Origin of the sequence: Tabrizicola sp., from assembly GCF_030694085.1 — a bacterium.
Lineage (GTDB): Bacteria > Pseudomonadota > Alphaproteobacteria > Rhodobacterales > Rhodobacteraceae > Tabrizicola.
Genome location: NZ_JAUXZE010000039.1, coordinates 243,788 through 264,697 on the forward strand (window position 1 = coordinate 243,788; position 20,910 = coordinate 264,697).

General features: G+C 65.5%; 16 protein-coding genes. 14 read left to right on the top strand and 2 right to left on the bottom strand.

Annotated features, from left to right (window positions below; genetic code table 11):
• The first annotated feature begins 58 nt into the window (after positions 1-58).
• The 9 genes from Q8M85_RS10090 to Q8M85_RS10130 all read left to right on the top strand — a co-directional run bounded on the left by Q8M85_RS10090 (position 59) and on the right by Q8M85_RS10130 (position 11,574).
• Positions 59-2,269: a hypothetical protein gene (locus tag Q8M85_RS10090; RefSeq protein ID WP_305543754.1), complete on the top strand. Its 2,211-nt coding sequence runs from the start codon at positions 59-61 to the stop codon at positions 2,267-2,269.
• Positions 2,266-4,470 carry a glycosyltransferase family 2 protein gene (locus Q8M85_RS10095; RefSeq protein WP_305543757.1) on the top strand — a complete coding sequence of 735 codons (2,205 nt, stop codon included), beginning with the start codon at positions 2,266-2,268 and terminating at the stop codon, positions 4,468-4,470. The genes Q8M85_RS10090 and Q8M85_RS10095 overlap by 4 nt, the downstream gene beginning before the upstream one ends.
• Before the next feature lie 8 nt (positions 4,471-4,478).
• Positions 4,479-5,504, top strand: coding sequence for a hypothetical protein (locus tag Q8M85_RS10100; protein ID WP_305543759.1), 1,026 nt, complete (start codon positions 4,479-4,481; stop codon positions 5,502-5,504).
• A 158-nt stretch (positions 5,505-5,662) separates the two neighbouring features.
• Complete coding sequence (locus Q8M85_RS10105) at positions 5,663-6,865, top strand: HEAT repeat domain-containing protein (RefSeq protein ID WP_305543762.1); 1,203 nt, start codon at positions 5,663-5,665, stop codon at positions 6,863-6,865.
• 25 nt (positions 6,866-6,890) lie between these two features.
• Positions 6,891-7,955, top strand: a complete 1,065-nt coding sequence (locus Q8M85_RS10110; protein WP_305543765.1) for a DUF2169 domain-containing protein — start codon at positions 6,891-6,893, stop codon at positions 7,953-7,955.
• Positions 7,948-9,033, top strand: coding sequence for a 3-oxoacyl-ACP synthase (locus tag Q8M85_RS10115; protein WP_305543768.1), 1,086 nt, complete (start codon positions 7,948-7,950; stop codon positions 9,031-9,033). The genes Q8M85_RS10110 and Q8M85_RS10115 overlap by 8 nt, the downstream gene beginning before the upstream one ends.
• Entirely contained in the window at positions 9,030-10,040 is a 1,011-nt protein-coding gene (locus Q8M85_RS10120) for a DUF4150 domain-containing protein (protein ID WP_305543771.1), read from the top strand. The genes Q8M85_RS10115 and Q8M85_RS10120 overlap by 4 nt, the downstream gene beginning before the upstream one ends.
• A gap of 2 nt (positions 10,041-10,042) precedes the next feature.
• On the top strand, positions 10,043-10,828 hold the full coding sequence (locus Q8M85_RS10125; protein WP_305543774.1) for a hypothetical protein: 786 nt from the start codon (positions 10,043-10,045) through the stop codon (positions 10,826-10,828).
• A gap of 2 nt (positions 10,829-10,830) precedes the next feature.
• Positions 10,831-11,574, top strand: coding sequence for a hypothetical protein (locus Q8M85_RS10130; RefSeq protein ID WP_305543777.1), 744 nt, complete (start codon positions 10,831-10,833; stop codon positions 11,572-11,574).
• A gap of 105 nt (positions 11,575-11,679) precedes the next feature.
• Here Q8M85_RS10130 and Q8M85_RS10135 read toward each other — a convergent pair whose 3' ends face one another.
• Complete coding sequence (locus Q8M85_RS10135) at positions 11,680-12,084, bottom strand: hypothetical protein (RefSeq protein ID WP_305543779.1); 405 nt, start codon at positions 12,082-12,084, stop codon at positions 11,680-11,682.
• An 11-nt stretch (positions 12,085-12,095) separates the two neighbouring features.
• Complete coding sequence (tssH, locus tag Q8M85_RS10140) at positions 12,096-14,804, bottom strand: type VI secretion system ATPase TssH (RefSeq protein WP_305543781.1); 2,709 nt, start codon at positions 14,802-14,804, stop codon at positions 12,096-12,098.
• A 160-nt stretch (positions 14,805-14,964) separates the two neighbouring features.
• Here tssH and Q8M85_RS10145 point away from each other — a divergent pair, with 160 nt between their 5' ends.
• The 5 genes from Q8M85_RS10145 (at position 14,965) to Q8M85_RS10165 (ending at position 20,878) form a co-directional block, all read left to right on the top strand.
• A complete protein-coding gene (locus Q8M85_RS10145) occupies positions 14,965-17,073 on the top strand; it encodes a serine/threonine-protein kinase (RefSeq protein WP_305543783.1) in 2,109 nt (702 codons plus the stop codon).
• Positions 17,074-17,147: 74 nt separating this feature from the next.
• On the top strand, positions 17,148-18,290 hold the full coding sequence (locus tag Q8M85_RS10150) for an ImpA family type VI secretion system protein (protein ID WP_305543784.1): 1,143 nt from the start codon (positions 17,148-17,150) through the stop codon (positions 18,288-18,290).
• Between the two features lie 30 nt (positions 18,291-18,320).
• A complete protein-coding gene (gene tssB / locus Q8M85_RS10155) occupies positions 18,321-18,845 on the top strand; it encodes a type VI secretion system contractile sheath small subunit (protein WP_305543785.1) in 525 nt (174 codons plus the stop codon).
• A gap of 3 nt (positions 18,846-18,848) precedes the next feature.
• Positions 18,849-20,360 carry a type VI secretion system contractile sheath large subunit gene (gene tssC, locus Q8M85_RS10160; RefSeq protein WP_305543787.1) on the top strand — a complete coding sequence of 504 codons (1,512 nt, stop codon included), beginning with the start codon at positions 18,849-18,851 and terminating at the stop codon, positions 20,358-20,360.
• Between the two features lie 41 nt (positions 20,361-20,401).
• The gene (locus tag Q8M85_RS10165) at positions 20,402-20,878 is read left to right on the top strand and encodes a type VI secretion system tube protein Hcp (protein ID WP_305543790.1); all 477 of its coding nucleotides are present in this window, start codon (positions 20,402-20,404) and stop codon (positions 20,876-20,878) included.
• Positions 20,879-20,910: the final 32 nt, after the last annotated feature.

Here is a 20,910-nt window from a genome sequence, read left to right on the forward strand (position 1 = left end):
GCGTGGACAGCCAACCTGTGCGCAAATACTCTGACGCCGAAACCGGGATGCAGCAAGAATGCAGGTGGACGTTCTTTTCGTAGGCGACTTCCGGTTTCCTGGCGGCACATCGACGTCCATCGCCTCGGAAGCGCGCGCGCTGGCGGCGGCCGGATACCGGCTGGGGCTCTTGGCGATTGCCACCAGTCCCCTGTCCGACCTCAGGCCGATCCACCCCGAGATCAGCGCATTGGTCGAGGAGGGGCTGGCCCGCTTCGTCCCACCGCGTCAGCCGGTTACGGCGGAACTGACGCTTCTACAACACCCCTTGGCCTTCGAGCAGCTTCCCGCCGTGCCGCCCCGTGTCACCAGCCATCGCTGCCTGATGATCGTGCATCACCCGGCGGTCGATGCGGCGGGGGTGGCGCAGTATGACACCGCGCAGGTGGCGGCCCTTGCCGAGGCGCTGTTCGGACCTGTGACCTGGGCCCCGGTCGGCCCGAAAGTTCGGGAAAGTCTGGAGCGCCTGGTCTCGCCGCCCCCGATGACACCCGAGGACTGGGTCAACGTCATCGACCCGCAGGCTTGGACCACCGACCGCCAGTCCCCCCTGCCCCGTGCCCGCCCTGTGATCGGTCGCCACAGCCGGCCCGATATCGCGAAATGGCCCGGCGACCGCGACACATTCCTGACCGCCTATCCCGAAGCACCGGACCTTGCCGTGCGCCTTCTGGGCTATTCCGAGGCGCTGGACGAGATCGTGGGCGAACGACCGGCGAACTGGGAGGTGCTGCCCTTCGGCGCGATGCCCGCGCGCGACTTCCTGCACAGTCTTGACTACTTTTCGTATTTCCACAGCCCGCGCTGGGTCGAGGCTTTCGGCCGCTCGATCCTTGAGGCGATGGCCACGGGCCTGGTCTGCCTGCTGCCGCCACAGTTCGAAGGGCTGTTCGGCGATGGGGCCGTCTATTGCACTCCCGAGGAGGTTGCGGGCCATGTGCGCCGTCTGGAACGCGATCCCGTGGCCAGGGCAGCACTGTCGGACAGGGCGCGGCGGATCGTGGCGGATCGTTACGGCCCCCGCGTCGCCGTGGCCCGCGTTGCAGCACTGATCGGCGCGCCCCGGCCGCAGGCGCCGCCTGCCGACGTTGTCCGACCGCGCGTGCTGTTTTTCACCTCGAACGGTGTCGGGATGGGGCATCTGGCGCGGTGCATGGCCTCGGCCCGGCGACTGTCCCAGGCAGTCGAGCCGGTCATCGTCACGATGAGCAAGGCCTTCGGGGTGGTCCGCGATGAGGGCATGCTGGCGGAATACCTGTGCTATTTCCGCGCTCTGGACATCCCGCATGCCGTCTGGACGGCCAAGATGTCCGCCGAACTGGGCGATATCCTGGACTACTATGCGCCCGAGGTCTTCGTCTTCGACGGCAATGTCCCTTACGAAGGCATGCTGGCGGCGCTGGACCTGCGACCCGAGATGTGGCGCGTCTGGCAGCGGCGGCCCCTGTGGCGGCCCGGAACGGGTGACGAGGCTCTTGACCTGAGTACGGAATTCGACGTTGTGATCGAACCGGGTGAGCTTGCAGCGCCGGTGGACCGCGGACCGACGGTCGATCGCTCGGACATCACCTTGAAGGTCCCCCCGGTCCGCTTTCTGGACGAGGACGAGGCCCTGCCTCGCCCTGCGGCGCGCGCTCTTCTTGGTCTAGACCCGGACCGACCTGCGGTGCTTTTGCAACTGGGGGCGGGCAACAACTTTGACTTCGGCACCGCGGCGCAGCTGGTGTTCGACCTGGCCGAGCCTTCCCTGGGACCGCGCAGCGATCTGCAGGTGGTCTTTGCCCGCTGGCGCATTTCCGAAACCGCCACGCCGTTGCCAGCCCATGTTCGCCTGCTGGACACCTTCCCGATCTCGCGCCATCTGAAGGCGTTCGATTTCGCCGTCGCCTCGGCCGGCTACAACACCTTCCACGAGAACATCGCCGCCGCGTTGCCCACGCTGTTTGTGGCCAACGACCACCCCGAGCAGGATGAGCAATGGCTGCGGGCGGATTATGCGGCGCTGCGGGGCCTGGGCCTGGCGGCGCGGGCCGACGACATCCATGCCTTGCGCCGCGGCCTTGACGCGCTTTTGCGCCCGGACATCCGCACCCGGATCGCAGCGGCCTGCGCAGCCGCCGGGACCCGGAACGGAGCCACGGCGACCGCGCGCTTCCTGGAGGGCCTTGCGATGACCCGAAAGGCAAGCTTCCTTGCCTTCCGCGCCGTCGAGGCCGAGGTGGCGGGATGAGCGCGCGCCACGCCGAAGTTACGGTCGGGATGCCGACCCTGAACAACGCCCGCACTTTGCAGCGAGCCATCGACTCGGTCCGTGCCCAGACTTTTGGCGATTGGCGGTTGATCATCAGCGACGACGGCTCGGTCGACGGCACCGACCAGATCGCCGCACGGGCAGCGGCCGAAGACCCTCGCATTCGGCTGATCCGGCAACCGGTGCGGCTGGGCTTTCTCAACTTCAAGGTTCCGCTGGATCAGGCCGAGTCGCCATGTTTCGCCTGGCTGGCCGGGGACGACTATTGGCATCCCGATTTCCTGAGCCTGACCTTGCAGGCGTTGCGGGCGGGGGGACCGGCCATTTCAGCCCTGCCACAGGCCGCGTTCATCGGTCCGCCCGCGCGGCCAATCCCGAACCTGGGCTTTCTGAAGGGCGATGCGGCAGGTCGGATCCGGCGTTACCTGGCCCATCCCGGCGGCACCCGGATGTATGGGCTGATGCAGACCGACCCGCTGCGGACGGCTTTTCCGCCCAAGGCTTTCCACGCCTTCGACTGGTATCTGATGGTCCGGCTTCTGGCGCAGGGTCCGCAGTTGTCAGTGCCGCAGACCCTGCTCTTTCGCGAAGAGACGCCCTGGTGGCACTATGCCGAGGATCATGCTGCCGCCCATCCTGCAGGACTGGCGGGGGCATTTCCGGCGCTGGAGATGTCCCGGCACCTGATCCGCGACCGCGGGATTCCGGCACGCGCGCTGCCTGCGCTGATCGGGCTGAACCTGCGCAAGCATGAAGAGATCGTCGCCTTGACCCGGCCCGCATCATTCCGGCGTCGGCGCCTGTTCTACCGCAGCCTGGGGCTGCCCATCGCCCGTGACCCCGACCGCCAACGCCAGATGGTCGAGCGGCCGCAGGCCGGAGGGCATCACCCGCCTGCCCAGCCGCGCCGGACCAGCCTCCAGGCCGACGTGACCGCGATCCTGACGTTCCGAAACGCCTCCTCCACTCTGGCGGCCGCGCTGGAGCATCTTGACCGACTTGGTTGCCGGGTGATCGCCGTTGACCACGGCTCGACCGACGCCAGCCGCAGCATCGCCGCCGCCCGGCTGGGCGGGCTGGTCGAAAAGCTGATCGACGAGCCCTGGACCGGAACCTTCGACCTGCAGCGCCAGCTGCGTCTGAAGCGGCAGCTGATCGGCGCTGTGACGACCGGCTGGATCCTGCACGCCGATGCCGACGAGTTCCTCGACCCGCCGAAGGGCCTGACGCTGGTCGATGCCCTGTCCCAGGCCGACGCTGCTGGTCACCTGGCCTTCGCGTGCGACGAACAGCTGTTCCTGCCGCTTTACGAGGACGAGGAACACGATCCACGTATCTTCCAGACCACGATGACCACTTGGGTCACCTTGCAGGAACACGACCCCAAGCAACGTCTTTTCCGGCGCGATGCCGACCTCGACCTCTGGCTGCGGACCGGCGGCCATAGCGTCACGCGCGATGCGGACCGCATTGCCGCGACGCGACTGACACTGCGCCATTACCCCGGGCTGTCGCTGGACGACCTGCGGGGGCAGTATCTGGCCCGGGTCTTTGCCCCCGATGACCGCGCCCGCCACTGGCACACCAACCGCGCGGCAGCGGAGAGCTTCCAGGTCGTCGCGCCGGACCCGCAGGTCTTCAAGCCGGAGGCGACTGTCCGGCATCTGCCGTTCCTGCAACCCTGCCCGTTGCCCGCACCTCATCCGCTGCCCGAGGCTGTGGACCTCTGGCTGCTGTCGGACCACGGCGACCAAGGCCTCGCGGCCCGGATCGCGGCTCTTCTGCCCGGATTGCGTGTGGCAGAAGTCGCGGTGACCGACCTGGCGGCGATGCGGCGCATGTGCCCGGTCCTTCAGGTTCTGTCCCATCCGGCCGGGCTGCACGGGCGCGGCGTCCAGCGCAGTCTGGAACGGAGCCGGGCGCAGGACTGGACCCGGCGCGTTGCGCTGGCCCGGCAATGGGCGGTCGACCGCAACGCGGCCTATTCCGAGATCCGGGTCGAAGAGCTTGATATTCCCGAACTGTGGTTCGACCGGCTGGTCCGGCTCTGGCAGCCCCCGGTGCTGCGGGGCGCGCAGGGCTTCCTGCCCGCCGCCGCCACGCAGATCGTTGCCGTTCCCTGGGCCAATCCGGTGCGCTGCATCACGCGGGCGCTCGCCGCCGATCTTGGCTACCGATAGGCAAAGCGATGGTTGCAACCGTCATCCTGCATGTCGGCCCCTACAAGACCGGCACAACGGCGCTTCAGAAGGCGTTCAGCGCAAATGTCGACCTCCTTGCCCGCCACGGCATCCTGTATCCGCAGACGGGGCGGGTCGGAGACAGCCACGCCGTCCTTGCCGAAGCTCTGTTGCGCAGCGACCGGGCCGGACTTGCCGACCTTGCCCGCGAAAGCGAGGGATGGCGTGCCGTCCTGATCTCGTGCGAGCATCTGTCCGCGCTGGACCCAGCCGACCTGGTGGCCCTGCGGGACGCTTATCCGAAGGCCTCATTCCGCATCGCTTATGCGCTGCGCCGACTGGTCGGGCTCTGGCCCTCGCATTGGGCCGAGCTGGTGAAGCACGGCCAGTTCCTGTCCTTCAAGGGCTATCTTGACCGCGTGACCGAGCGCGATGACAGGCCCTTCTTCGCCCCGATCCTCCCCGCGCGGCAGCTGGACCGGCTGGCTGATGTCTTCGGGGTCAGCGCGCTGCACCTGTCGCTTTACGACCAGTCGCAGGCCGAGGGCTTGGACCTTGGCCCGGCCTTCATCGACGATCTTCTGGGTCTGGGCCAGATCGCGTCCGCCTTCGCGACCCGCCGGGCGAATCTCAGCCCCTCGGACCTGGAAACCGCCCTGGTCTACCTTCTTGCCCGTCGTGCGGGACCCCTTGCCAACCACGGAACAAAGCGCGCGGCGCGGTCGTTGCTGCTTGATGTGCTTCGCAGCGACCCGCCGCCGCCCTGGCTTCAGCCGTTGCAGACCGCCCTTGTGCAGACCGACCGGATCGTCTTCGACAGCAGGCACCCGCTTGTCGCCGATGAACAGGCGGCGCTGGTGGACCGCTTTGCGACCCTGGTCCCGGAGGGGATCGAGAGTTACCTTTGCGACGACCGCCGCGAGGTGCCGCATCTCGACACCCTGCAGCTGCCCCCTGATGCGTCGAAACTTCTCGCCCGGACCTTCGACAGCCTCCTGGCAGCGGTGCGGCCGGATTGGGTCCCACCGGACTGAAGTCGGCCGCAAGGTCCGGAAAGCTGGGCTTGGAATTGTTCCGGCTTGGTCTAAGCTGCGTCCAACGCAGCCCTTCCCGGGACCATTCGCGGATGAATTGCAACGCGCCATTGATCAACCGCCGGATTTTGCGGCTGCACGCGGAGAACGCCGCCTTCGTGGCGTCGCAGATTCGACTTGGTCAGGATGGCCCAAACTTTCGCCTGGTCGAGCTTTTCGATCTGGAATGTCGTCTGGCCGGCCATCTTGATGCCCTGGTCATGGGCCGCGAGGCGGGAGTGGACCTGGCGCTGGAAACGCTTGCCGTCGCGGTCGAATACGGCGAGGTCTTCACCGCGTTTCACCTCTGCCTGCACGCCCGACCGGACAGTTCCCTCGCCAGCATCGCCCCGCCCGAGGTGCTAAGCTGGGATCAGGTCGCAGCCCTTGGGGCTGCCGCGGCCTGGTGCGCGCCCGAGCTTATGGCCAAGCGCATGCGGGACTGGATCGGCGGGCCGGACCCGATGGCCACCTGGATCGCGCTGGACGTCTGCGGGTTGCGCAGGGTCGACCCCAAGGGTCACCTGAAGCCGCTTCTGTCGCACCGCGACGCCCGCGTCGCCGGCCGCGCCATGCAGCTTGCCGCCGAGCTTGGCCGCGCCGATCTGACCCCGGACCTTGTCCAGATGGCCGAAACCCCTGACCCCACGTTGCGTTTCTGGGCCGCCTGGTCGGCGGCGCTGCTGGGCGACCGGCGGGCTGCCCCGGCGATCCTTGGGGCGCTTGTGACCCCGGCCACTCCTGCCCGCCAAGCGAGGATGGTGGCCGAGCTTCTCCCGCTGATCCTTGACGACCGCGCCACGCGGGCAGCCATAGCGCGGCTGATGGCCGACCGGCACACCGAACGTTGGGGGATCGTCGCGACCGGGGCCTTCGGGGCGACCGACACCCTGGACTGGCTCTTGCGCCAGATGGACGAGCCGCTGCTGTCGCGGGTCGCAGGTGCTGCCTTCTGTCGGATCACCGGGGCGCGGCTTTCGGCGGACTCGCTGGAACTGGCGGAGTTCCCGGACGACCCCGAGGACCCCGTCGTCGCCGCCTGCCCGCTGGAAAGCTTCATGGAAGCCAAGCTCTACTGGCCTGATCCCGAAAAGCTGATCCACTGGCTTGCCCCGCACCGCAGAAGCCTTGCGACGGGCACCCGCCATATTCTTGGCCTGCCAGCCTGGACGATCCAGCCCCCGATCGAGACCACCGCGACCTACCAGATGGACCAGCGCGCCGTGGCGCTGGAGCTTGCCACCCGTGCGCCCGACGCCCCCTTGCCGAACTGGCGCGGTGCTGTGGTGCTGCAGCCACGGGGCTTTGCCCGCAAATGGTAGGTCAAGTGCAGATGCGGGGGCTTGGATGAGGCTGGAGAACACCACGCCCTTCCCCGCGAACTTCACCCTTGCGCTGGACAAGCAGGGACACGAGCAGATCGTCCTTGTCGTCCGCGCGACCTTCACCCTTTCGCCTGCCCGCGGCGCGCCGACCCTGATCGCACCAGTCCAGCTTCCGCTGATCGAGGCTGACGTCTTCGGCCCAGACCCAGCCTGGGACGCCACCATCTTCGAAACCGACTTTGCGCATTTCCGCCCGCGCTGCGACGTCCTGGCCCAGGCGCGCGCGCATGCCCCCGGCGGCGAACCCGCGACCAGCGTGGATGTCGGCATCCGGCTGGGTGGGTGGGCCAAGAAGTTCACCGCCCACGGCAGCCGCATCTGGCTGCGCGGCGCTGCGGGCCATGCTCCCTCTGAAAAGCGGCCCTTCCTGGTCCAGGATATCGGCTATGACCACGCCTACGGCGGCATCGACCCCGAGGCGGACAATCCGGCCACAGCCAAGACCTATCCCGAAAACCCGGTGGGCCTTGGCTATTACCCGAACTCGGTCAACCGTGAAGGCAAGCCCCTCGCCCAGACCTCTGAATTCGGTGCGGATGCCGTCTCTCCCGACGGTGGCTTTCCTCCGATGGCCTTCGGCCCGCTGGGGCGCACCTGGATGCCACGCCGCCAGTACGCCGGAACCTATGACGAGTTCTGGCTCGACAACCGCGTGCCGCTGTTGCCGCTGGACTTCGACGACCGCTACTTCCAGGCCTCGGCCCCCGACCAGCAGATTTCCTACCCCCTAGGTGGCGAGGCGATCGAGATCGTCAACCTCTCGCCCGAGGGCAGACTCTCCGGCCAGGTCCCGCTTACCCAGATCGTCGTGACTTTCGAACGCAAGTCCGGTCGCATTACCCAGCGCATCGCCAACCTGGACACTGTCCTTTTCCTGCCCGAAGACCACCGCATGTGCCTGACCTGGCGCACCCGCATCACCGCCGAGCGCGACCTTTTCGAATTTGCCCGCGCCATCATCGTCGAACGCCCGCTCGAGGGCGCGACGCACTGGCCCGGCGGCGTGAAAGGCGGCCCCAATGGCTGAGCAAGGCATCGCACCCGGCCTGTCCGTCATCGGCTACGGCATCTGGTCCGCCCTGGGTCCCGACGGCCCCTCGACCATCGCCGGAATCCGCGGTCAGATCATCGGGTCCGAGGTGGGCAACCTCTGGGACCCGACCGCCGGAGCCAACCTTGGCAGCTTCCGCGTAGCAGCCCACCAGTGGTGGGAAGGGGCGAGCTTTCTTCCCGACCTCGCCACCCCGCCTATCGAAGAATGTCTGGCCCAGGTCTCCCACCTTTCCCCCGCTATTCGCCGCACCGCCGCCGACATCCCGATCCTCGTCACGGTCGCCCCCAAGGACCGCCCCGGCCGCCCTGCCGACCTCGAGACCCTGGTCCTGAACGGCCTTTCCCGCAAACTTGGCCGCCCCCTCCCCCCCGGGTCCGGCGTCATCGGCGGCGGACGATCGGGCCTGCCCCACCTTTTCGCCACCGCCGCACGCCAGGCCGACCGCTACCCGCTTCAGATCCTGGTCGGCGTCGAAAGCCTGCTGCGCCAGTCGATCGTCGAACACTACATCGCAAATAACCGCCTTCTCTGCGGTGCCAACACCTCGGGCTTCACGGTAGGCGAGGCCGCCGCAGCGGTCCTTGTCGCCCGCACTGGTGCGACGCAGGGGCCGGAACTGGCGATCACCGGGATGGGCACCGGACTGGAGCCCAGCCGCGACGGCGGCTCACGCGACAAGGCGGTGACCGGCGAGGGCCTGACGCGAGCGATCCGCGCCGCGCTGGCGGTGACGGGCGTTCCGTTCTATGATTTCCCCGCATTGATCGGTGATCTGAACGGCGAGCATTTCAAGTTCAAGGAGCAGATGATGGCCCAGATGCGCCTTGACCGCGCCCCGCCCGAAGGCCGCTCTCGCCGTCCCCGCGGCTATGTCGAACACTGGAATCTGATCGAATACGCCGGAGAGATCGGCGCCGCCCTGATGCCTGCGCAACTGGGATGGGCCTTCGAGATGGGCCGCGCCGGATTGTTGCCCCAGAACCGCGCCCTGTGCTTCGCGGGTGAGGACGACGGGCGACGTGTGGCCCTGACGGCGGAGATGCGAGCATGAGCGTCTTTGCGAATGGTTTGGGGGTTTCCGGGAAGGCCTCAGCGAATAAGACCATTGCGGCGATGCCCGACGTCTGCCTGTCGCCGCCGCCGCCGCCTGCAGGCCCGGTGCCGATCCCTTACCCCAACTTCGGGATGGCCTCGGACACCACGGACGGCTGCACCAGTGTTTTCGTCCTTGGCAAGGAGGCAGGCAAGAAGAACGCTTCGAAATACTCCAAGATTACTGGCGACGAGCCCGCCACCCGCAGCTTCGGCGCCAGCGTCGTCACCCACAACATCACCGGCCCACTGAAGTTCGAGGCCTATTCCTTCGACGTGATCTTCGAAGGCGGCGGGGCCGAACGCTTCACCGACCTCACCTCAACCAACCATTCCAATCCGGGCAGCGGCTTTTCCGTCAGCATCGAGAAGCCGAGCGTCGACATGATCGACGCCCGCAGCCCCTGCGAGGCACTGAAGGCAGCGAACGACAACGTACGCGAGAAGGTGAAAGCCGCCAGCAAGAGCAGGAAGGCCACCCCGAACCAGCGGGACAAGCTTAAGGATTTCGACGAATCGGGCACTGTGTCCCATGCATTGTTCAAACCGGCCTCCGGTCCGTCCAGCGTCGTCGCCGGGACATCCAGCAAGCTCCTGCGCCGGAAGAGTGGCGGGTATTTTGCCGAAGCCAAGAAATCGACCAAGAAGCAGCGCGAGGCCAACAAGATTCCCCAGGCGATCTGCGCAGGCGAGCCCCCGCACAATCACAGCGACGGCGGTTTCTACGGTCACAGCGAACCCTGCATCTTCAAGGAGATCGCGCCGGTCGCCAAATGGGGCAAGCTGACCATGGCGATCGACTGGCATCCGCGGCTTCAGGACGGCTCGACCGGCCCGCCCAGCACGGAGGCCTGCGCGCATTGCAAGAAGGTCATCCAGTCCGCCTGCAAATGCATGAAGATCAGGCTCTGCAATGCCGATGGCACCACGCGCAACGGCTGCAAACAGTCGGAAAAGGGGGTTTAGCCATGTTCTCCGCTGTGCGGTTCCTGCCAAGGATCGTGCCGATGAGCCCGGCGGATTTCGCCGCCCTACCCTGGAACGGGGCCACGGACCATATCGGTCCGGTGGGTCAGGTCACGCCGCTCTTCGAGGCATTACTGAAAAAGACGAACTGCGCACTCTACATGATTTACCTCGGCTGCGTCGGTCTGTGTCACCAGCGGACCGCCTCGGTCTTCGACCAGAAGCTGAACCTTCTTCTGATGGAACAGATATTCGCCTACCAGTTCGATGGCCGCTATCCAAAGACCTTCGGCATCACCATCGACGATGTCGACGACACCTCCGACAAGGTACGCAGCGTCCGCCGCTCCATCGCGTTCTTCTTCTTCGAACTGCTGGAACGAGCACCCGGCGGCTTCCTTTCTGAACGGCCCATCATGGACATTGCCCACATGATCCACCTGACGCGCCATCTCTGCGGCACGCAGAACGCCGCGGCCGTGGATGGCTGGCTGCGCGGCATAATCGAGCGTCTGAACACAGTCGCACCCTTGACGGTGGAGCATTCCCCTTTTCTCTACGATTATCCCGACCGGGAAAGCTGGGCGGCGGCAACCGTCGAAACCCACGGCACGCCGCTGCCGCTCGAAGTGCTCGACCTTGCCCTCGACCTCTCGGGGCTCGACCTCGTGGCGCGGGCCACGGAAGAACTGGCCGAGATCGACCCAGCGCAGAACCAGCTTCTGGTGCCCCCTGCCACGCTTCTGGCCGAAGGCTTCGTCGGTCGACCCTATGGTCGGGATCGCTAGCGATGCAGATCATTCCGGCAGGGCATTTCGACTTGGCGGGATACCCGGGATTTGCCTGGGACGAGCACGACCTCTGGCCCTATTTCTATTTCCTTCCCGCCGAGCTTCACGACCGCCTGCTGGAGATCACGCCCAACGCCTGCCTGGCCCTCGCCATCGGCTCAGCGCAGTGGATTCTAGGGCGGATGGCGCCGCTGGATGCGGACCGGCCCGCGCGGGATTTCGTCCAGGCAATGTGGGCCGACTGCACCTCGGACTGGCGGTGCCAGCGCTATGCACCCGAGGACGAGGACTATGCCGGACCGGTGCGCGGGCCGATGATCATGGCGATGTCGATCCTCTACGACGTGCTGGAACGGATCGGCGAAAACCCGGTTATCGCCGACCGTGCCACCTGGATGCACAATCTGGCCCTGCATGTGCTGGAAGGCGATCCCGCCTATCAGGACTGGTTTCAGAAGGCGCTCGCGCGGCTGGAATATTGGCACGGCTGGCAGGTCGAAGGCGGGCGGTCGCCAGATTTGTTCGCCCCCGCCTTCCCCCGCGGCGGCCCGGTCGCGGCCGAGGTGCTGGTGCCGGGAATACCCTATGACCGGCGCCAGGCACCCGTCCTTTTGGAGCGGCTGATCCAGTGGGAACGCCGCATGGGCAACCCCTTCATCCTGGGCCCCTGGGAATTCGGGATCGACGATCCAGACGACGATCACGACCACGACCATGCGCATGGTTTTCCGGTTCCAGACTGACAACTTTTCGGGCTAGGGACAAATCTCAAGAAATCCTTAACAAAATAACTTAACACACTGATTAAAAGTAGATTTCACAACTTGTCCCGCGTGGACACCCCACCCTCAATTCAACTGGACGCTCGCCCCCTGCACCCGGTTCGGGCCGTCGGACCGGCTCAGGACCTGGGTGCCGCGGATCGTCACCCGTCCGTCCGCCGTGAGGTGGATGCTCGCCTTCCCGCAGCGCAGCGTGACCTCGCGGCGGGCTTCCAGGAGCAGCTTTTCGCCGTCCGCCTCCACTTCCGGGACCAGGGGCTGGATCAGTCCCAGGATCAGCGGTTCTTCCTCCATCATCGTCACCGCCACCAGACGCCCCACCGCTTCTGCCGGAACCGGGACAAGCGAACGGGCCAGCAGCGTCGTCTTGCCCAGGGCCGGGATCAGCACTCGCGGGCGAGTGTCGGGCCCGAACCCGACAATCTCTGCCCGATGGACGCCCTGCAGCCCCAGGAAGGTTCCATCATGCATCGCATTACTCCCTATTCGAAGGCATAGGCGAAGCCTGCGTCCGAGCCGGTCACAGTGACCCGGGTCAAGGCTGCCCCCTCCAGCTTGCGGTTCAGGACCTGCCGGCTGAGTTCGGGCAGGAGGGTGTTCGTCAGGATCGCATCGATCATCCGGCCACCACTTTCGATCTCGGTGCAGCGGGCCTTGATCGTGTCCATCACGCCGACGCCGATCACCAATTCGGCGCCGTGCCCGACCTCCAGCCGCCGGGCGATGCCGCGCAGCTTGTGGCCGGCGATGGCCTCGATCATCGCATCCGAGAGCGGGTAGAAGGGGATCGTCACCACCCGACCCAGAAGGGCAGCGGGGAAGACTTTCAGAAGCGGTGCGCGGAGAGAAGAGGTCAACTCCTCCAGGTCGGCGCCGGTCCTGCCGTCGTCGGTCATCGCCATGATCTCTTCCGATCCGACGTTGGAGGTCAGCAGGATCAGCGTGTTCTTGAAGTCGATCCGGCGACCTTCGCTGTCGTCCATCATCCCCTTGTCGAAGACCTGGAAGAAGATCTCGTGCACGTCGGGGTGGGCCTTTTCGACCTCGTCAAGAAGGATCACCGAATACGGGCGGCGGCGGACAGCTTCGGTCAGGATTCCGCCCTTGCCGTAGCCGACATAGCCCGGCGGAGCGCCTTTCAGGGTCGAGACGGTGTGCGCCTCCTGGAATTCACTCATGTTGATCGAGATCAGGTTCTGCTCGCCGCCATACAGCGTCTCGGCCAAGGCCAGCGCGGTCTCGGTCTTGCCGACGCCCGAAGGGCCGCACAGCATGAAGACGCCAATGGGTTTTTCGGGGGCACCCAGGCCCGCGTAGGAGGTCTGGATTCGGTTGGCGATCATGTCCATCGCGTGATCCTGGCCGACGACGCGGTCCGACAGGGTTCCGGCCAGTTGGAGGGCGCGTTCGGTCTGGCTGGCAAGCATCCGGCCCATCGGGATTCCGGTCCAGTCCTGGACAATGGCGCCGACGGCAAGGCGGTCGACGGCGGGCAGGATCAGCGGGCGTTCGCCCTGGGCTTCAGCCAGCGTGGCCATGCGGGCGCGCAGCGTGGTCAGCATTTCGGCCCGGCCTTCGGGGGTCAGGGCCTCTGGCTCGGCAGTTTCTTCACTGGCCTCGGGTGGGGTCTCTCCGGTCACTCCGGTTTCATCTACCGGCTGACCGGCCCCGCGCAGGGTCGCCCGCAAAGCCAGGACCTCATCGACCAGCGCCTTCTCGGCGTCCCAGCGGGCCTTCGCGGCCTCAAGCTCGGTCGTGGCCTTCGCCAGTGCAGCTTCAACCTCGGTCTTGCGGTCGCCGACCTCGATGCCGATGGCTTCTTCGCGCCCGATGATCCCCTGCTCGACCTCAAGCGAGGAAAGGCGCCGTTCGATATCCTCCACTTCGGCGGGCGTCGCGTGCTGAGACACTGCGACGCGAGCGCAGGCGGTATCCAGCAGGCTGATCGCCTTGTCCGGCAGCTGGCGGGAGGGGATGTAGCGGTGCGACAGCGCCACGGCGGCCTCGATTGCTTCGTCCAGGATTTCGACCTTGTGGTGCTTTTCCAGCACCCCGGCCACGCCGCGCAGCATGCGAACAGCGGCCTCTTCGGAGGGCTCTTCGACCTTTACCACCTGGAAGCGACGGGTCAGAGCGGGGTCCTTCTCGATGTGTTCCTTGTATTCGGCCCAGGTCGTCGCTGCGACAGTGCGAAGTTCCCCACGCGCGAGGGCCGGTTTCAGAAGGTTCGCCGCGTCGCCGGTGCCAGCGGCGCCCCCGGCCCCGATCAGCGTATGAGCCTCGTCGATAAACAGGATGATGGGCTTTTCCGAGGACTGCACCTCGTCAATCACCTGCTTCAGGCGCTTTTCGAATTCGCCCTTCACCGACGCGCCCGCCTGCATCAGACCTACATCAAGCATGTGCAGGTCTACCGCCTTCAGCTGCGGCGGGACGTCCCCACGCGCCAGGCGAAGGGCGAACCCTTCGACGACGGCAGTCTTGCCCACCCCGGCCTCGCCGGTGAGGATCGGGTTGTTCTGGCGACGGCGCATCAGGATGTCGATGATCTGGCGAATCTCGGGATCGCGGCCGATCACCGGGTCGATCTTCCCGGCGCGGGCGCGTTCGGTCAGGTTCGTGGCGTACTGGTCCAGCGCCGACTTGCCACCGGGGGCCTGCTTTGGCTTTGTCGCTTCCCCCGCAGGCTTTGCGCCTTCGACGGACTCGGCCAGCAGATCGCCCAACTGGCCGGACATCGAGGTCGGGTCAATCTTGTCGAACTCCAGACTGATCTTGAACAGCAGCCCCTCCAACACCGGGACCTTCAGCGCACCCAGAAGGATGTAAGCCGACCGCACGGTGTCGTCACCGAAGTCGAGGCTGCCAAAGGTCCAGCCTTCCTGGATCGCGCGGAAAATGTGGTCCGAGAATTCCTCGACCGACCCTGCGCCGTGTGGCAACGCATCGACGGCCCGGGTGATGTCGGCGGCCAGGCGCGATGCATCGACCCCTGCGGAGGCGCAGAGGATCTCGAAATCAGACCGGGCGCTCTGGGACAGCGCCTCGATGAAATGGACCAGCTCGACGTACGGGTTGCCACGCGCCTTGGCGGTCTGGGCCGCCGCCGAAAAAGCCTTGAGGCAGACGGGGTTGAGCTTGCCGACAAGCTCTTTGCGCTTGATCGTTTCGGTGCCGCCACGTGGGGCCATAATTCTTGCCCTTTATCGGTTTTGAATATGCTTGCTCATCACGACGGAAAGACGCAGGCTTTTCCGCAAGGTCAACTTAAACCGGAAATTTCCACATGGCGACTGTTTTGGTGTCCGTCGCAGGTGCCGAAACCCCGACCCCGGCGGATAGAGGCACCCCATGATCGGCCCGCTGCCCGGAGACATCTTCCGCCAGGGCCAGGTGCTGAACCACACCTACGAGATCGAGGGTGTGTTGGGCCGGGGCGGGACGGGCGAGGTTTACCGGGCGCGCAACCAGATTTCAGGCCGGATCGTCGCGATCAAAGCATTGAACGCGCAGTTTTCGGGCAATGACGACTACATCCAGCTGATGCGGCGCGAAGAGCAGATGCGCGACGTGATGAACGACGCCGTGGTGCGCTACAGCGAATGTTCGCGGACCGACCAGGGGCATGTCTTCCTGGTGATGGATTTCATCGACGGGCCGTCGATGAACGACATCATGATGCGCCGCCGGATGGACCCCCGCGAGTTGATGATCATCGCCCACCGGGTTGCCGAAGGGTTGGTGGCAGCGCATGGGCGGGGGATCGTCCACCGGGACCTGTCGCCCGACAACGTGGTCCTGCGCGATGGGGCACCGGAGAAAGCGACGATCATCGACTTCGGCATCGCCAAGGATACCTCGGCCGGGGCGAAGACCATCGTCGGCAACGAGTTTGCAGGGAAATACGAATACGCCGCCCCCGAGCAGCTGGAGGGGCGGGCCGAAAAGCGGTCGGACCTTTATGCGCTGGGCGCGACCTTGCTCGCGGCCTATCGCGGGCAGGTGCCCTTCGGCGGCGCTACTCCGGGTGAGATCGTGCGCCGCAAGCAGACGAAGCTGGACACCGAGGGTGTGCCGGACCCGCTGAAGGGCCTGATCGACTGGTTGGCCGCCCCCGCCTTGGCCGACCGCGCGCCAAGTGCAGAGGCGGTGGTCGACCGACTTGCCAAGGCGCTGAAGCCGGTCTCGGCGCGGGGTGGACGACAGGCCTCTGGGTCCGGCAGCGCGGTGCGCAAGGGGCGTGGCGGGACGCTGGCTGTACTGGTGGCGCTGCTGCTGGGCCTGATGGTCGGCGGCGCCTGGTATGCCGGGCTTCTCGGCGGGTTGACCACGCCGCCGCCTCCAGTGGCTGCCCCCTATCAGCTGGCGGCGAAGTTCGGCCCTGCGGGGTCAGCGTTCTCTGCCCATGCCCCCGACGAGCCCGCTGCGGCGCTTTTGCGCCAGGCTTTCGCCGGGGCTGCCGGTGCGCCCGCCCCTGAAGGGTCGGTGACACTTGCGGCGGGGGTGCCTGACGAACTTTGGGTCGGCCATGTGGTAACGGGTCTTGGCCTGATGCAGGGGCTGGCAGAATGGGACCTGGCAGTCAGCGACCGGGCTGTCACGCTGACCGGTCTGGCCGACAGCCGCGACCTTGCTGTCGGAAAGACCACTGCAATCTCGGACTGGGCGCGGCAGGCGGGGTTGACCGCACGCGTCGACATCGTGATTGGCCCGCGCATCCTGCCGGTCGCGGGTGTGGAGGAGATGATCCTGCCCTTCGCCACCTGCGGCCAGCTTCGCCCCGTCCAGCCGCCCGCGTCCGGCTATGCAATCGGCGACACCGTTGTCGTCTCGGGCGCGCTGGAGACCGAGGTCGCGCGGGACAAGCTGCGGGAAAGCCTTGAGGCAGGGATCGGCGAGCGCAAGGTAAGGATCGACGCCACGATCCTGAACGCGGACCTTTGCGCTATCCGCAAGGTCCTGCCACCACTGGAGTCGGACAACCTGACGATCTGGCTGGGCGACGGGGCGACCGGGCAGGTCAATCTTTCCGGCATCTACCGGGCCGGCGAAAATCCGATTGCCGAGGTTCTGGCCCCCGCCGATCTGACCGGCCTGTCTCTTTGGGTCGTGGTGGTCGACAACACCGGGTCGGTCTATAACCTGTTGCCCAATATCCGGCAGGAAGCACACGAGATCACCGACGTCGGCGAGGTGCTGAATGGCCAGCGCCGTATCCGGGTCCTGTTCTCGGTCGAGGACCTGCAGGCGAAGAGAGGCTTCCTCGGGACCGTGGTCAGCGAGGACAGCTTCGGCAAGTCCGAGGTGATCGCGTTCCTTTCCAGAACCTCGCTTTTCGGGATCCGCAGACCCAAGGATGAATCCGTCGCCTCCTTTGCCGAAGCCCTGGCGGAAATCCTGCGCGAGGAGCCGGGAAACATCGTTTCGATCGCCTCCAGGGTCATCGATGCAAGACCTTGACTTTAAGTCAGGTGGTGCAAGACTTGCCCGCGTAGATTGTGGTTTGCACGTTTCGCAGAAGGCTTTGGACACAGATGGAGCTTGAACCATTCCTGGTTCCGGTGGGCGATGGAAATGCCTCTGGGCTGGACCTGCGCAACGATCCGCGATTCCACGGGATCGAGCGGCTTGTGGAGCCTGCCGCGCGTGCGGTTCGGGTGGAAAATGTTCGGAGCGGTGGCATCGGCGGCGTCAACATCGACTGGTCCGGCCTGCTTGATCAGGCGGTCGAACTGGCTGCAACCGGACGTGACATCCGGCTTCTGGTCATTGTTGTGCGCACCCTGGCAAATGCCGAGGGATTCACCGGCCTGACCCGTGGTCTGGACCTGCTGACCGCCACGGTCGAGCAGTACTGGGACAGTCTCCACCCATTGCTTCGGGAAAGCCCCTCTCCGCGCGAAGCGGCGACACGACGGATCAACTCGTTGTTCCAGCTGGAAAACGCGGACAACGGCCTGCTCTGCGACCTGGAGTTTGCTGTCGTTCTTAGCCCGCGCGGCATCGGCCCGATCACCGGCGCGGACCTTTGCGCCGGGGGGCTGACGCGCAACCAGGCGCAGTCGGAGCTGCCCAGCGGTCTGGGCGAACGGGAAGTGGCCGAGCATCTGGCCCGGCATGAAGCGCAGCAGAACCGGGTGACGGCGGCCTGCCGCGCCCAGGCCGCCGAACGGCCCGAGGAGTTGGCCGCCCTTGTCCAGGCCATCGAAGCCGCCCGTGCCGCGCTGGCCCGGCTTGAGGCCGCGTTGAACGCGCGGGTGATGGAAAACGGGGTCGGTGTCCGGTTCAAGGAGCTGGACAAGGTCTTGAGCCGCCTGGTTGCACCCCTCGCCGCCGCCCAGGCCCAGACCATCACAAGCCACCCACCTTCCGAGGCGACTGCCATGACTGACCCAGTCTCGCCCGCCCCCGCCCTGAACGGTGCCCATCCCGCACCCCCTGCCGGTGGCATCCCCGGTTCGGTCAACTCGCGTCGGGACGTCGAGCGCTGTCTCGACATGATCATCGACTTCTACGAACGCACCGAACCCTCCAGCCCGATCCCGCATCTGGCGCGGCGGATGCGGAAGATGGTGCCGATGAACTTCCTGCAGCTGATGGAAGAGATCGCCCCCAGCGGGATGAAGGAATTCAAGAACGTCGCCGGCGTGGACGACAAGAAATCGGCCTCGCAATAGGCCCCAGGACGATCAGGAGAGGTCTGAGACATGGCAAGTGAAAGCAAGGCAAAGGTGATCGAACGCAACCGCGCCCCGCGTGTGCAGATCGCCTACGACGTGGAACACTACGGCAGCCCGACCACCATCGAGCTTCCCTTCGTGATGGGCGTAATGGCCGACCTTGCCGGCAAGTCCGAGACGAAGGAGGCGATGAAGCCGGTGAACGACCGCAGCTTCGTCGACGTCGACGCAGGGCGGTTCGGCAAGTTCATGGAGGCCCTGGCCCCCCGCGTGAAAGCCCGCGTCCCGAACCGCCTGGGCGGCAAGGACGGTGCGGCGGATGACGAGATGTTCGTCGACCTGACGTTCAAGAACATGTCCGACTTCACGCCGGACAAGGTGGCCGAACAGGTCCCCGCTCTGGCCGAGCTTCTGAAGATGCGTCGTCAACTTGAAGAACTTCTCGGTTACATGGATGGCAAGGTGAACGCCGAAAAGCGCATCGCCCAGCTTCTGCAGAACGAGCCCCTGCTACAGCAGGTCGCCGAAGAAGCCACCAAGAAGGAGGGCTGAGGAATGGCTGAACAGGAAAAGCAGGCGTCCGCCGGTGTCGCAGAAGCCCAGGCCGTCGATCTGGGCGAATTCAGCGACCTTCTTGAAAAGGATTTTCGTGTCAAGGAAGACGAAAGCCAGAAGCTGCATCAGCTGGTGCAGAACCTGGCGCTGGCCGCTACCGAACGGTCGGGCACGGCCACCATTTCCGGCAATGCGGTCAAATCGATCAAGAACCTGATCGCCGGGATCGACAGCCTTCTGACCACCCAGATGAACGAGATCATGCACGCCCCCGAACTGCGCGAGATCGAGGGGACCTGGCGTGGCCTGCACTATCTGGTGAACAACACCGAGACCGACCAGAAGCTGAAGATCCGGGTGATGAACATCACCAAGGACCAGCTGGCCGACACGCTGGAGGATTTCGAAGGCCAGATGTGGGACCAGTCCCCCATCTTCAAGAAGCTTTACACCGACGAGTATTCCATGTTCGGCGGTGAGCCCTTTGGCGCCATCGTCGGCGCCTACGAGTTCAGCCACCATCCGCGCGACGTGGGCCTTCTGCGCAACATGTCGGGCATCTGCGCCAGCGCGCATGCGCCCTTCATTGCAGCGGTTGCTCCGCAGCTTTTCCGAATGGAAAGCTGGCAGGAGCTGCCAAATCCGCAGGACCTGCAGCAGATCGTGTCGTCGCCCGACTATGCCAGCTGGCAGTCGCTGCGGGAAAGCGAGGACGCCCGCTATATCGGCCTGACCATGCCGCGTGTCCTTGCCCGCCTGCCCTATGGTGCAGCCACCATCCCGGTGAAGGGCTTCGCCTTCGAAGAAGAGATCGACGGCAAGCACGACCACTATGTCTGGATGAACGCGGCTTTCGCGATGGGGGTGAACATCAACCGCAGCCACAAGCTTTACGGCTGGGGCACCCAGATCCGTGGCGTCGAATCCGGCGGTGCGGTGGTCAACCTGCCGGTGCACAGCTTCCCGACCGATGACGGGTCCATCGCGATGAAGTGCCCGACAGAGATCGCCATCGACGACCGGCGCGAGGCGGAACTGGCCAAGCTTGGGTTCATGCCGATCCTGCACCGCAAGAATACCGACATCGCGGCCTTCATCGGGGCACACAGCCTGCAGGACGACGAAACCCGTGCCGGTCGTCTGGTCGACCCGGACGCCCAGTCGAACGAACGGCTGTCGGCCAACCTGCCCTATCTCTTCCCGGTCAGCCGTTTCGCCCACTATTTGAAGGCGATCGCCCGCGACAAGGTCGGGACCTACAAGGAACGCGGCGACATGCAGAAATGGCTGTCAGAGTGGATCAACCGCTACGTTCTGGCGAACCCGGAACTGGCGGACGACAAGTCCAAGGCGAAGCGGCCCTTGGCCAAGGCGGAGGTCCAGGTCGACTCGGTCGAGGGTCGGCCCGGCTATTACGCGGCGCGGTTCTATCTGCGGCCGCACTACCAACTGGAGGGGATCAACGCCAGCTTGCGGCTGGTGTCCGAACTGCCTTCGGTCAAGAACGGATGAATTTCAAACCCACAAGATATCAACCCTGAAGGAGTTAAGCTATGGCAGCCGGAATTTTCATCGACCTCGGCAACGGCATCAAGGGTGAAAGCACCCAGGTCGGATACGAGGACCACATCGCAGCATCGTCTCTGCAATGGGGCGTTGGCCGCGGTATCGGCTCGTTTACCAGCGGCATCCGCGAAACCAGCCGGCCCAACTTTTCCGAACTGACATTCACCAAGACCGTGGACATTTCGACAAACGACATCCTGGTCGCGATGGCCAAGGGCAAGGCACTGGCGACGGTGCTGATTTCCTTCGTCCGCGACAACGGGGAAGACGGGTTCACCTACCTCACCTACGAGCTGAGCGATGTGTTCGTGTCGTCCTACTCGGCGTCGTCGGGCGGCGAGACGCCGATGGAAAGCGTCAGTCTGAACTATGCCAAGATCAAGTCGGTCTACAAGAAACTCGCTTCCGACCATTCGGACGCCGGCGAGAACGACTTCGAATACGATCTCAAGGCCCAGGTCTGAAGTCGGCAGGCCCGGAAGGATAAGGCAAGGCA